9 protein-coding genes and 1 pseudogene are annotated in these 13,622 nt (G+C 63.9%); 5 read left to right on the forward strand and 5 right to left on the reverse strand.

The features are described from left to right. Positions 1 to 438: 438 nt before the first annotated feature. Complete coding sequence (locus tag EN943_RS03250; RefSeq protein WP_127411476.1) at positions 439 to 1,416, reverse strand: hypothetical protein; 978 nt, start codon at positions 1,414 to 1,416, stop codon at positions 439 to 441. A gap of 584 nt (positions 1,417 to 2,000) precedes the next feature. On the opposite strand from EN943_RS03250, the gene EN943_RS03255 reads away from it, so the two are divergent. Continuing rightward, complete coding sequence (locus EN943_RS03255; RefSeq protein ID WP_127411477.1) at positions 2,001 to 2,714, forward strand: DNA helicase; 714 nt, start codon at positions 2,001 to 2,003, stop codon at positions 2,712 to 2,714. A 19-nt stretch (positions 2,715 to 2,733) separates the two neighbouring features. On the opposite strand, the gene EN943_RS03260 is transcribed toward EN943_RS03255, so the two are convergent. Continuing rightward, a complete protein-coding gene (locus EN943_RS03260) occupies positions 2,734 to 3,687 on the reverse strand; it encodes a hydrogen peroxide-inducible genes activator (RefSeq protein ID WP_127411478.1) in 954 nt (317 codons plus the stop codon). Between the two features lie 266 nt (positions 3,688 to 3,953). Between EN943_RS03260 and katG the strand changes: the two genes are divergently transcribed. Continuing rightward, positions 3,954 to 6,149, forward strand: a complete 2,196-nt coding sequence (gene katG, locus EN943_RS03265; protein ID WP_127411479.1) for a catalase/peroxidase HPI — start codon at positions 3,954 to 3,956, stop codon at positions 6,147 to 6,149. A 182-nt stretch (positions 6,150 to 6,331) separates the two neighbouring features. Then, a complete protein-coding gene (locus tag EN943_RS03270; protein ID WP_127411508.1) occupies positions 6,332 to 6,889 on the forward strand; it encodes a GNAT family N-acetyltransferase in 558 nt (185 codons plus the stop codon). A gap of 8 nt (positions 6,890 to 6,897) precedes the next feature. Here the strand turns inward: EN943_RS03270 and EN943_RS03275 are convergent, their stop codons facing one another. Continuing rightward, complete coding sequence (locus tag EN943_RS03275; RefSeq protein WP_127411480.1) at positions 6,898 to 7,314, reverse strand: helix-turn-helix domain-containing protein; 417 nt, start codon at positions 7,312 to 7,314, stop codon at positions 6,898 to 6,900. 106 nt (positions 7,315 to 7,420) lie between these two features. Here EN943_RS03275 and EN943_RS03280 point away from each other — a divergent pair. Beyond that, a pseudogene (locus EN943_RS03280) lies at positions 7,421 to 9,619 on the forward strand (heavy metal translocating P-type ATPase); the annotation flags it as partial. A gap of 9 nt (positions 9,620 to 9,628) precedes the next feature. On the opposite strand, the gene EN943_RS03285 reads toward EN943_RS03280, so the two are convergent. After that, the gene (locus EN943_RS03285; protein WP_127411481.1) at positions 9,629 to 10,813 is read right to left on the reverse strand and encodes an MFS transporter; all 1,185 of its coding nucleotides are present in this window, start codon (positions 10,811 to 10,813) and stop codon (positions 9,629 to 9,631) included. A 303-nt stretch (positions 10,814 to 11,116) separates the two neighbouring features. Further along, entirely contained in the window at positions 11,117 to 12,781 is a 1,665-nt protein-coding gene (locus tag EN943_RS03295) for a Na/Pi cotransporter family protein (protein ID WP_013530146.1), read from the reverse strand. A 390-nt stretch (positions 12,782 to 13,171) separates the two neighbouring features. Here EN943_RS03295 and EN943_RS03300 point away from each other — a divergent pair, with 390 nt between their 5' ends. Then, positions 13,172 to 13,552 (forward strand): RcnB family protein, encoded by a 381-nt coding sequence (locus tag EN943_RS03300; RefSeq protein ID WP_127411483.1) that lies wholly within the window; start codon positions 13,172 to 13,174, stop codon positions 13,550 to 13,552. The last annotated feature ends 70 nt before the right edge of the window (positions 13,553 to 13,622 follow it).

Raw genomic sequence — 13,622 nt, forward strand, 5'->3', positions numbered from 1 at the left:
GCAGGGCTGTCGTCAGCGACTGTGCAGCCCAGGTTGCGGTGGCGGCAGGCACACCGGCTTCCCAGGACGCAATTCCTGTTAGGCCTTAGACTGCCTCGGCGGTTTTGATTCACATGGCGGCAAGGCTACCAGACTTGCTGGCTTTCTAACTGGGTAGCAGGCCGTTGGTTCCAACCAACACAATCGGCTGAACGTGGTGCCGGAAAATCTTTCCTCGGCCAGAGCATTCAGCCAGTCTTGATCCATCCCCCTATGCACACAGCTGTTTCGAGTTGCGATATCGAGGAGAGAGAGGGGGCACCGGAGCTACCGGCGCGCTGACCTTGGAGAGCGGATTGAATCATTGATGGTGGGTCGCAAGGGCTGCCGATCAATGGGGTTCGCACGCCGAACCTAAAGCAGCACGGTCCTAATCGATGCGGCGGTGCGATGCGGACTTCAAGACGCTTCGCAGATCGGCAGCGGCTGCGGCGGCGGTGCCGGGTGATCCTTCCTATATTGGGCGATGATCGGCTCAAGGGTCTTTCGCGGCCAGAATTTCGGTGTGCCGATTTCCTTCAGGCAGGACGCGTTCCAGTAGGCGCCCGGCTGCGAATGGTTAGCCGCGACCGCGGCGATGTCGCGCGATTCCGGGTAGATATAGAGCGTCGTCGGATTATCCTTGACCATCGGGATGATCTGCTGCGCATCCGCCGGCGACCAGCTGGTGCAGCCATTGCTGCGGCCGCCGGCATAGTCCACCAGCTTGCCGAACGGCACGAAGCCGTCATGGTCGGCATGCGAGCTGTTCGGGTTTTTGCGCAGACACATGCCGCGCAGAACCTGGGCCGCATGGCCGCCGATCACCCTCTGCCTGGCGTTCGCGGCTTCGCCTTCGCCGTCGAACTGTATGAAGGTGCGCTGGAAAACCACGTCCTGTTTCGCAGCGGTGCGGTAGTAGCCCTTGAACGAGGTTTTTGCCTCGCGGGTCATATAGGCGCCGCCGGCCGTCAACGACGAATCCATCGCATTGCCGAAGTTCCTAGCGCACCGCTTGCCATTCGAAAAATCGACGACGCCCTTCAAATTCCGCCCGCTGCCATGGCCCGACGAAATCGCGCGAAAGGACTCGCTGGCCTCGCAGATGACGTAATAGCGGCGGCCAAGCACGCCATTGCCCAGATCGCTGGGGCGCGTCGCATCCATGGCGAAGTAGCAGGGGTTCTTGACAGCACCTTGCGCGACCTTCTTCCGGTAAAGCGCGCGGGCTCGTTCGAGGACAATTTGTGAGATCTGGCCGTCGCTGTTGCCGACATGAGCCTGCAGCCAGGCCGGCACGTCAGATGGTGCGGCAAAGGATCGAGCCGACACCGTCACGGCGATGACGGCGACGAAAAAGCTGGCGACGACGCCCAGAGAAACAGATCTCAACCGCACCGGATCAATTCTCCTGTCGAAGCGAATGGCGATTCCTTGCGGCATTGCCGCGAGAATCGATCATAGATGGCCTCGCATGATCAGGCGAAACACATCTTGTTTAGCGTACCCGCATGAAGATCCGTAGAGCAGGTCGATCCATGCAAACAGCCTACGCCGACATGCTGGCTCCAGGCTCGCGGCGGACGGCTTCGCATCCTTGAAGCAGGGCAACGAACTCGGGTTGGCGGGTTCCTTCGGAGCCCTCGGCGTCTTGGCTGACGGAGCATCAAACGAAAAACCCGCCTGTGCGGCGGGCCACTGGCGCAAATCAGCACCATGGACAAATATGTACCATAGGTGAGGGCAGGAAGTCAAGAAAAAATTCCTATCGTGAAGAGCGCGAATTCGGAGCCCTGATCCCTGGAGGTCCGCGATTTTCGATACGCACGGATTGAGCTATCATCTGATTCTGGCGCAGCCCACGCCTCCTCCCTCCGCCGGGAAAGCATCATCCATGCAGGGCTATCCGATCACTGAACCGACTGTCGAGCGCCAGGCATTAGGAGGGGTTGCGAAAACGGCTCGCACCAGGAGGTTTTGCAATGAAGCTGTCCGCGCCCGTTTACCATCTGAAGCGTCAAGCCAGGCTGTTGTCCCGCGAGGCCAAGATTGCGCTCCACGAAGCGCTTGATCGTGTTGCAGCGCAGGAAGGTTTCACCAGCTGGAGCCTGCTCGCGGCCAAGGCAGCCGAGGCGGCACCTGCCGGTCTACTGTTTGCGCAGCTGGTGCCCGGCGATCTCGTTCTGGTGGGTGCACGACCCGGCCACGGCAAGACGTTGATGAGCCTCGAACTGGCAATCGAAGCCATGAAGTCCGGCAGTCGGGGCGTGTTCTTCACATTGGAATATACGCAGCGGGATGTGCTCGACCGGTTTCGCGCCATCGGGGCGGACCCTGTGCAGTTCAACGACCGGTTCGTGTTCGACAATTCCGACGCGATCAGCGCCGACTACATCGTCAAGGCATTGGGTTCGGCGCCGCGCGGCACGCTGGTGGTGATCGACTATCTGCAACTGCTCGACCAGAAGCGGCAAAATCCGGAGCTGATGGCGCAGGTTCGCACGCTGAAGGCGTTTGCCAGCGACAGGGGATTGATCCTCGTCTTCATCTCGCAGATCGATCGGTCATACGATCCAGCGAAGAAATCGGTTCCCGATATCGGCGATGTGCGGTTACCGAACCCTCTGGACCTGTCGCTGTTCAACAAGACCTGCTTCCTCAACAAAGGTGAAATCCGGTTCCACGCGGCAGGCTGACGATCCGGTCAGCCAGCCTTCATTGGGCCGCTGCCGGTAGGTTCAGGGGCCGCGCAAGCAATGTCGAACTGTGCTGCGCGCGCAACGTTTCGGCCGCTAGGCGAACGACTTCGGATATAAGCAGCAGCTGTTTGGCGATCGGGCTTGTCTTGCGCCAGATCATGCCGATGGTCCGTGAAGGTTGGGGGTTGGCGAACTGGGCGATAGAGACCGACGCCGAGCGTGTCTCCACCGGCACGGCCATTTCGGGGATCAAGGTGACGCCGACGCCGGCGCCGACCATCTGCACCAGGGTCGACAGCGAGCTGCCGTCCAGCAACTCCCTTGGGCGCGCCGAATGCATGTTGCAGAACGACAGCGCCTGATCGCGAAAACAATGGCCCTCCTCGAGCAGGAGCAGCCGCATCTCGCGTAGCATTTCGCGGTTGGGCACCGGCTTTCCCTCATCCTCGCCGGGCCGGACCAGCACGAAGTTCTCGGCAAACAGCACGATCTCCGTCAGTGAGGGTTCCGAGACCGGCAAGGCAACGATGGCCGCGTCGAGCCGCCCGTCGGCCAGTTCCTGGATCAGCTTCTGCGTCTGCGTTTCGCGCACGTGGATATCGAGCCCGTCATGCATGCGGGCGAGGTTGCCGATGATGGCAGGCAGAAGGTAGGGTGCGATCGTCGGGATCACGCCGATGCGCAACCGTCCCACCAGCCGGTCGCGAGAGGCGCGGGCCAGATCCGTCAGCTCATCCACCGAGCGCAGGATGTCGCGAACGCGCAAGGCGAATTCCTCGCCGAAATTGGTCAGCCGGACCTGGCGTGGGCCTCTTTGGAAAAGCTCCGTGCCCAGCGTTTCCTCCAACTCCCGGATCTGCACCGAGATGGCGGGCTGCGAGATCGCGCAGGCATCCGCGGCGCGGCCGAAATGGTTGTGCCGCGCCAGTGCCTCGAAATAACGCAACTGCTTCAGCGTCAGATTTGTCATAACGTCATCTTATCGCTGTAATCAGGAAATCCAACTTAAATTAATCAAGCGGCTTTGCTATAGGAGTCGCAACGAAGATGAGGAGCAGCCGGGACCGTCTGGTGAGGCGCATGCCCGCAGCAACAGGACATCCAACATATTCGGTCCGCGTATCGGGCATAGGTCATCGCGCCAGCCATGAAAACGGACCGCCTACAGGGACATTTTGTGTCCCTGTTCACGCAGCAGTTGAACAGCTCAACACAGCCACGATCGGAGAGAAGAACATGGACGCACAGACCGATGATCCCAGCGCCGGCAAATGCCCCGTTGCACACGGATCCTCCAGCAGGAGCAACCGTGACTGGTGGCCCAACCAACTCGATCTTGGCGTTCTCCATCAGCAATCGAACCTTTCGGATCCGATGGGCGAAAAGTTCGACTATGCCGAGGAATTCAAGTCGCTCGATCTCGATGCGGTGATCAAGGACCTGCACCATGTGATGACGGATTCGCAGGATTGGTGGCCGGCCGACTTCGGCCATTACGGGCCGCTGTTCATCCGCATGGCCTGGCACAGTGCCGGCACTTACCGCATCGGCGATGGCCGTGGCGGCGCCGGGGCAGGCCAGCAGCGTTTTGCTCCGCTCAACAGCTGGCCGGACAATGCCAATCTCGACAAGGCGCGCCGGCTGCTGTGGCCGGTCAAGCAGAAATATGGCCGTAAGATCTCCTGGGCCGACCTGCTGATCCTCACCGGCAACGTCGCGCTGGAATCGATGGGCTTCAAGACCTTCGGTTTCGCTGGCGGCCGCGCCGACGTCTGGGAACCCGAGCAGGACGTCGATTGGGGTTCGGAAACCAAGTGGCTCGACGACAAGCGCTACTCCGGCGACCGCGAACTCCAGGGCCATCTCGGCGCCGTCCAGATGGGACTGATCTATGTCAATCCGGAAGGGCCGAACGGCAAGCCGGATCCGCTGGCCTCGGCACGCGACATTCGCGAGACGTTCGGCCGCATGGCCATGAACGACGAGGAGACCGTGGCGCTGATCGCCGGCGGCCACACCTTCGGCAAAACCCACGGCGCCGGCGATGCCTCGCTGGTGGGTGCGGAGCCGGAAGGCGCCGGCATCGAAGCGCAGGGCCTCGGCTGGTCGAGCAAGCATGCCACGGGCATCGCAGGCGATGCCATCACCTCAGGCCTCGAGGTGACCTGGACCACGACGCCGACCAAGTGGAGCAACAACTTCTTCGACAATCTGTTCAACTTCGAATGGGAACTGACCACGAGCCCGGCGGGCGCGCATCAGTGGACGCCGAAGGGCGGCGCCGGCGCCGGAACCGTGCCGGATGCCCACGATCCGTCCAAGCGCCGCGCACCTGCCATGCTGACCACCGATCTCGCGCTGCGGGTCGATCCGGCCTATGAAAAGATCTCGCGGCGCTTCCATGAGCATCCGGACCAGTTCGCCGACGCGTTTGCCCGCGCCTGGTACAAGCTGACCCATCGCGACATGGGTCCGGTCGTTCGCTATCTCGGCCCGCTCGTGCCGAAGGAAGAGCTGATCTGGCAGGACCCGATCCCGGCGGTCGACCACGAACTGGTCGGCGAGCAGGACATCGCGTCGCTGAAGGCGAAGATCCTGGCATCGGGCCTGTCGGTCTCGGAATTGGTCTCGACGGCGTGGGCCTCGGCCTCGACGTTCCGCAATTCCGACAAGCGCGGTGGTGCCAATGGTGCACGTATCCGACTGGCACCGCAGAAGGATTGGGAGGTCAACCAGCCGGCGGAACTGTCGAGGGTGCTGGCGAAGCTGGAAGCCGTCCAGAAGGAGTTCAACGCGGCACAGACCGGCGGGAAAAAGATCTCGCTGGCCGACATCATCGTTCTCGGCGGTGTCGCCGCGGTCGAGAAGGCGGCGAAGGACGGCGGGCACGAGACCAAGGTGCCGTTCACGCCGGGTCGCATGGATGCTTCACAGGAACAGACGGATGTCCATTCCTTTGCCGCGCTCGAGCCGAAAGTCGATGGCTTCCGCAATTATGTCAGGGGCAGGCAGCCGATGTCGGTCGAGGCCATGCTGGTCGACCGGGCGCAATTGCTGTCGCTGACCGCACCCGAAATGACGGTGCTGGTCGGCGGTCTGCGGGTGCTGGGCGCCAACACGGCCAACTCGAAGCACGGCGTGTTCACCGACCGGCCTGGGACGTTGACCAATGACTTCTTCGTCAACCTGCTCAGCATGAACACGGTCTGGGATCCGGCCGCCGGCTCCGACGAAGTTTACGAGGCGCGTGACCGCAAGACCAAGGCGGTCAAGTGGACCGGCACCCGTGCCGACCTGATCTTTGGCTCGCACGCCCAATTGCGCGCACTTGCCGAGGTCTACGGCTCGGCGGACGCCAAGGCGAAATTCACCAGGGATTTCGTCGCGGCATGGACCAAGGTGATGAACGCCGACCGCTTCGACATCGCCTGAGATCGCTAAAGGTGCTCCGGCGCGGCCGCGCCGGAGCACCGGTCCTCCCAAGGACCCAACGCCAGGGCCGTGTTTCCAGTGATGGGAGCGCGGCCCTTGTCGTAAGAGACTGCGCTTTGGTGGACCGTGCCTTCCCGGGCAGGGATGCTATCTTGCCGATGTCGCGTCTGCGCCGGTGCACCATGATCGAAATCGTCAAACCCGCACTTGAACATCTGCCGTCCTACAAGGCGGCGCTCGAACGCGGCTGGTCACCGGACAATGTGCGGCTGATGGAGGCGACGCGCGAGCAGCTCGCGGCCATCGAAAAGGATCCCGTGGCCTTTCTTGCCGACCTCGACGATCCCCAGGGCAAGGGTGGCGCGATCAGCTTGCCCGACGGCAAGAAGGTGCCGCGCCTGCCGGGCTTCCGCCGCTGGATCTGGGATGGCGAGGCGTCGGGCTCGATCGGCTTTCGCTGGCAGAAGGGCACGTCGGAATTGCCGCCGCATGTGCTCGGCCATATCGGCTATGCGGTGGTGCCGTGGAAGCGGCGGCGCGGCTACGCCACCGAGGCGCTGCGGCTGATGCTGGACGAGGCGAGGGCGGTCGGCCTGGCTCACGTTGAGATCACCGCCAAGCCGGGTAATCCGGCTTCGCACAAGGTGATCCTGGCCAATGGCGGCAAGCTCGTCGAACGCTTCTTCGAGGACGCCGCCTATGGCGGGGCGGAAAGCTTGCGGTTCCGGATCGAGCTGTAGGATGTGTCTCAACCATGCTCATCGGCGCACAGCGCATGATCCGACAGCGCACGGATGACGTAGCAATCGCCGACCGTCTGGCCATTGCAGCACGTGGCGATGCGTTCGAGCTCGGCCTCGAGCCGCTTCAACTGGGCAATCTTTTCCCGCACCGAGATCAGTTGTTCCTCGGCGATCTTGTCGGCGTGGCCGCAGGGCTGCTCGGGGTGGCCGCTCAAACCGATCAGAGAGCGGATGTCCTCGACGGCGAAACCGAGATCGCGGGCGTGGCGGATGAAGGCCAACCGCTCCAGCTCCTGTCGGGAATAGCGGCGCTGGTTGCCTTCGGAGCGCTCGGGTGCGGCAACAAGGCCCATCTGCTCGTAGTAGCGGATGGTCGGCACCTTGACCCCGGTGCGGCGCGAGAGATCACCGATGGAAAACATGAATTTGCCTCTTGAAGCTCTAGTCACTAGAGCAATTACAATGCCTGACATCAGCATTCAAGACCCATGCGGCGACGCCGCGCGGGCAAGACAGGCAGGTGATGTGATGACGGCTCCCCTCAAGCAGGAAACAATCGGGCAGACACGGTTCAAGATCGGCGGCATGGACTGCGCCTCCTGCGCGGCCAAGATCGATACGGCGGTGCGTCGCCTCGATGGCGTCGCGGATGTCTCGGTTTCGGTGACCGGCGCCAGCATGACGGTCAGCCACGGCGGTTCGCTCAACGATAGCAAGGTGCTGCAGCAGGTGGCACGGCTCGGCTACGGCATCGTCAAGGCCGAGGCGCACGTATCGCCGATGCCAGACAAGGTGCACGCCGATCACGTCCACAAGGACCATGAAGACCACGATCATGCGGGCCATGATCATGGCCATGCCGAGCCGGGGCAGGCGTGGTGGCGTTCCCGCCGGACGGTGTTGACGCTGGCCTGCGCGGCAGCGCTTCTCGCCGCCTATGGCATCGGCCATCTGTTCCCAGTGGCGGAGCGCTGGGTGTTCCTGGCCGCGCTGCTGGTCGGCCTGGTGCCGATCGCGCGACGCGCGCTGATGGCGGCGCTGGCAGGCACGCCGTTCTCGATCGAGATGCTGATGACCATCGCGGCGATAGGCGCCGTGATGATCGGCGCCACGGAAGAGGCAGCCGCCGTGGTGGTGCTGTTCCTGATCGGCGAACTTCTGGAGGGTGTCGCCGCCGGCCGGGCGCGGGCGAGCATCCAGGGACTTGCCGATCTGGTGCCGAAGACAGCCTTGGTCGAGCGGGCGGGCGGCACATCAGAGGTTTCCGCCGAAGACCTTGCCGTCGGCGACGTCATCGTTGTGCGGCCGGGTGACCGCCTCCCTACCGATGGCGAGATCGTCGAAGGGGCTGGTGACGTCGACGAGGCGCCAGTGACCGGCGAGAGCACACCGAAGCGCAAGGGCGTTGCGGACGCCGTCTTTGCCGGCACGATCAGCACCGACGGCGTGCTCAAGGTGCGGGTGACGGCTGCCGCTTCCGACAACACCATCGCCCGGGTCGTGCGGCTTGTGGAGGAGGCGCAGGAAGCCAAGGCGCCGACTGAACGGTTCATCGACCGCTTCTCGCGCACCTACACTCCGGCCGTGCTGGCGGTCGGCGCGCTGGTAGCGCTGCTGCCGCCGCTGCTTGCCGGGGGCAACTGGAACGAATGGATCTACAAGGGCCTGGCGATCCTGCTGATCGGCTGCCCCTGCGCGCTGGTCATCTCGACGCCGGCGGCGATCGCCGCAGGGCTGGCGACCGGCGCGCGGCGTGGCCTGTTGATGAAAGGTGGTGCCGTGCTGGAAGGCTTTCGCCGGATCACGGCGGTGGCCTTCGACAAGACCGGCACGCTGACGGTAGGCAAACCTGTCGTAACCGACATCGTGGCCTATTATGGCCGCGATGAGCGCACCGTGCTGGCGCTGGCGGCATCCCTCGAGCAGGGCTCCAGCCATCCGCTGGCCTTAGCGATCCTGGAGAGGGCCAAGGCCGACAAGGCGCCGGTGCCGCCGGCCCTGGCGGCCAAGGCAATCTCGGGCAAGGGCGTCGAGGGCAGCGTCGGCGGCGTCGCTGTTTTCCTCGGCTCCGGTCCGGCGGCGGGCGAACGCGCTGACATGACCGAAGCGCAGCGCCTTGCCATCGACAGCCTCAACGGCCAGGGCAAGACCGTCTCTGTGCTGGTGGCCGATGGCGTGGTGGCAGCGCTGATCGCCATGCGCGACGAGCCGCGGCCGGATGCGGCAGCCGGGATCGCGGCGCTGAAGGCCGAGGGCATCCGCGCGGTGATGCTGACCGGTGACAACCGCCGCACCGCCGAAGCCATTGCCGCTTCGCTCGGCATCGAGGCGCGGGCGGAGCTGTTGCCGCAGGACAAGCAGCGCATCGTCGGTGAATTGCAGCGCGAGGGGTTCATGGTCGCCAAGGTCGGCGACGGCATCAACGATGCGCCGGCGCTCGCCGCCGCCGACATCGGCATCGCCATGGGCGGCGGCGCCGATGTGGCGCTGGAGACTGCGGACGCGGCGATCCTGCATGGCCGCGTCATGGACGTCGTGCGGATGGTGAAGCTGTCGCGGGCGGTGATGGCCAATATCGGCCAGAACATCAGCGTGGCGCTCGGGCTGAAGGCGGTGTTCCTGGTCACCACCATTTTGGGCATCACCGGCCTGTGGCCGGCGATCCTGGCCGACACCGGCGCCACCGTTCTGGTCACCGCCAACGCCATGCGCCTGCTGCGTTGGCGGGTGAGTGGTCTACTCCGCCGGGGCCGTCAGCGGCGGCGTGGCGTTGCTGCGCCCTTCCCAGACATAGGATGCCAGCGCCACCGCGACGGCGACCAGCATGGCGATTGCGCCGAGCAACGGCAGGCTGCGGTAGCCATAGCCGGCATTGAGCATGGCGGCGCCCAGCGACGCGGCAAGTGCGATGCCGACATTGAAGCCGGACGGAATGAGCGACGAAGCGAGGTTCGAGGCGTCGGCGGTCCAGGCCAGGATGCGGGTCTGGATCGGTGTGCCGATGGCGAAGTTGAGACCGCCCCAGATGACGATCGCGACAACCATCGGCAGGGGATAGGGGCTGACGGCATAGATGACGGCCAGCATCACCGCCTGCAGCGCCAGCATGGTGATCAGCGACGGCATCAGCTTCCAGTCGGAGAGCTTGCCGCCGAGGAAGACGCCGAGCGTGGCGCCGACGCCGTTGAGCAGCAGCACCCACGGCACCAGGTTCTCGTCGAGCCCGGTAACCTCCAGCAAGGTCGGCGTGATGTAGGTGAACAGGCCGAACTGGCCGATCATCAGCATCAGCATCAGGATCAGCGAGGTCCAGACTTGCTGGCGGGCCAGCACGCGAACCTCGCGGGCGAAACCGGCGGGCTTGGCCGATGATCCGGTGGTGCGCGGCAACAATGCCGCCATCGCAAGCGTCGCCGCCACGCCCAGCGCGCACATCACCCAGAAGGTGGCGCGCCAGCCCCAGATGTTGCCGATCGCGGTGCCCGCCGGCACGCCGATGACGTTGGAGACGGTGAGGCCGGACAGGATGACGGCGACAGCCATGCCGCGCTGGTCCTCGCGCACGAGACCGACGGCGACGACCATGGCGACGCCGAAATAGGCGCCATGCGCGACCGCCACGGCAATGCGCAACAGAAGCATCGAGGTGAAGTCGGGCGCCAGCGCGCAGGCCGCCTGGCCAATGGTGAAGGCGATGGCGAGGCCGAGCAGCAAGGTCTTGCGCGACAACGACTTGGTGGCGAGCGCCAGCAGCGGGCCGCCAATGGCGATGCCGCCGGCATAGCCGGACACGAGATAGCCGGCCGAGGGGACCGAGACGCCAAGACCTTGCGCCACTTGCGGCAGCACGCCGGCAATGACGAATTCGGTGGTGCCGAAGGCAAATGCGGCAATGAACAGGGCGATGAGCGGAAGCGACATGGCGGGAAGCCTTAGCTGGAAGGGCCTCAAACCACGGATGGGCGTCGCGGGCAATCCAGAAATTTTTGTCGCGAGTTTAGGTTTTCTTGAGTGGGGCGGCGATGAAGCGCCAATCTCCCTCCTTGTGGGGGAGATGGCCGGCAGGCCAGAGGGGGGCGCTGTCCCGCCAGCCTATCGAACTTTCTGCCGGAGCTGAAGCCGGTGACAAATCAAGCAAATCAAAGGGCGGTATCGGCCGCGCTCTACGGCGCCCCCTCTGTCCTGCCGGACATCTCCCCCACGAGGGGGGAGATCGGCCGCTTCTCAGCTCGCCTTCAACCGCGAGCCAGTGAGCAGACCGCGCTCCTCGAGCACCGGATAGGCCATCGAGGCCAGCAGCGAATTGATCTGCTTCAGGTCGCGGATGGTGTCGAGATGGATCGAGCTGGTCTCGACGCTCTTGGCGGTGCCGTCGCGCAGGCGAACAAAATGGCTGGCGCTGGTTTCCTTTTCGCGATCGCGAAGCCGGTCTTTTTCCAGCACCAACTGGCGGGCGGTCTCGGGATCGCGCGACACCAGAACGTTGAAGGCAAGCCGCGCATTGGCCAGCACCGAGCCATGGAAGGCGCACAGCTCGGCCCAGCCCTCGTCGGTGAATTCCAGCCCGCGCTCGAACTTCTTCTTCACATGCACCAGCATGTTGCGCACGATGATGTCGCCGACCTGCTCGAGCTTGACGCAGGCGCCGATCAGTTCCTGGCAGCGCAGCGCTTCGTCCTCGGTCAGCGGGTTCCTGGTCAACTTGGCGAGGTAGAGCTTGATCGCGGCGTGCTTGCGGTCGACGCGGTCGTCGAGTGCGGCCAGCGCCTTGATCTTGTCGGCGTCGGCACTTTCATAGAGTTCGATGATGCGCTTGAGCATGATCTCGATCGTCTCGCAGACCCGCACCACCTCGCGGGTGGCATTGGCCAGCGCCTGGCTCGGCACGTCGAGCGCGCTTTCGTTGAGCGCGGACAGCTCGACGACGTCAAGCGAGGCGGCCGGCACGGGCTTGGTGCCAAGTGCGACGATCTTCTCCGAAGCGCGGTAGACGAAGCCTGCCAGCGGCAGGCCGGCAAGCAGGATCAGCACATTGAACAGGATGTGGGCATTGACGATCTGGTCCGCCGCCGTCGAACCGAGAAAGGCGAAGTGCGGCCTGAAGATCATGACCAGGATCAGCATGACCAGCGAGCCAAGCCCGCGCATCAGGAGATTGCCGATCGGCACGACGCGAACTTCGGGGCTCGACGAGCGGGTCAGCATCGGCGCGATGATCGAGGAGCCGAGGTTGACGCCGAGGATGAGAACGACGCCAAGTTCGGGCGTGATCAGGCCACGGCCTGCCAGCGTCGCCATCAACAGCACCGCCGCGATGCTCGACTGGAACAGCCAGGTGATCAGTGCCGCCAGCAGATAGGCGGTGATGGAATCGGTCGAGAAGTAATTGATGATGACCGGCATGAGCTGGCTGTTGCGCAGCGGCTCCGATGCCTGGCCGATCATCTCCAGCGACAGGATCAAAAGGCCGATGCCGACCAGGATGCGGCCGGACTGGCGCCAGTCGCGCCGCTCGGTGGCCATGAACATGACCGTGCCGGTGATCAGGCACAGCGGCACCAGCAGGGTGAGGTCGAAGGTCAGCAGCTTGACCACCAGCGCCGAGCCGATCTCGGCGCCGCGCACTGCCAATTGGCCCGCGGCGCCCGAGACGATGCCAGAGCCGGCGAAGGAGCCGACCAGCAGCGTGACGGCGGTGGAGCTCTGCAGGGCGATGGCAAGGCCGGTGCCGGCCAGCACCGCCATGATCGGATTGCGCATGGTGGCGCGCAGGCGATGGCGCAGCACGTCGCCATAGGCGCGTTCGACACCGGTCTTCACCATGCGGGTGGCAAACAGCATCAGCGCCACGGCGCCGGCCAGATGCAGGAGGACGACGGACCCGCTCATTTCGCCCCCCGCATGCAAACAGGATGCGCGCCCTGTTTGGCGTGGCGATCAGAAGGGAAAACGAGGGTACGAATCATGTTCATGGCGGCGACTTATAATAACTCGAATATTTTAGCCGGGTAATAAAATCTTGTCGATTTCAAGGGCCGCTGCGGCGCGACAGGCAGTGTCGGAAAATGGACGGACGCGTAAATGGTTGCATTGCGGGGCGGGCGCGATGCGCCGGATAGGCCGAGTTTGCGATGTTACTGGCTGTTGCCTTTGCGGGCATGTTCAGCTTTTTTGTATAAATCAAGGAATTCATTACACAATTGTAATGCGTGTGTTCAGTTTCGGTTCATCGGTGGCCCGCTATTCCTCTGGCATCGACAACCAAGGAGTATCCCCACCATGAAGCGCTTTATCCTCTCTGTTCTCGCCGTCTCGATGCTGGCCGTGCCGACCATCCAGTCCGCCCAGGCCGCGTCCAACAATGCGCAGCAGGGGCAGTACACCCAGGATTGGAAGAACAAGCCCGGCAAGCCCGGTCGGCCTGGCAAGCCCGACAATCGGCGCGACTGGAACAAGCCCGGCAAGCCTGGCTACAACAAGAACCAGTGGCGGCATGGCCAGAAATATTCCGGCTGGAAGCGCCATCAGCCGATCCGCGACTATGGCCGCTACGGCCTGCATCGTCCCGGCCGCGGCCAGGAATGGATCCGCGTCGGCAACGACTATGTGCTGGTCGGCATCCTCTCCGGCGTCATCTTCGGCGCGCTTGCCGCGCATTAATCGGCACTTGCCGGACATTGAAAAGGGAGGCGGCCCGCTACGGCCGCCTTTCTTTTTGCCCTGTGGAAAC

Source organism: Mesorhizobium sp. M7A.F.Ca.US.006.01.1.1 (genome assembly GCF_003997935.1).
GTDB lineage: Bacteria > Pseudomonadota > Alphaproteobacteria > Rhizobiales > Rhizobiaceae > Mesorhizobium.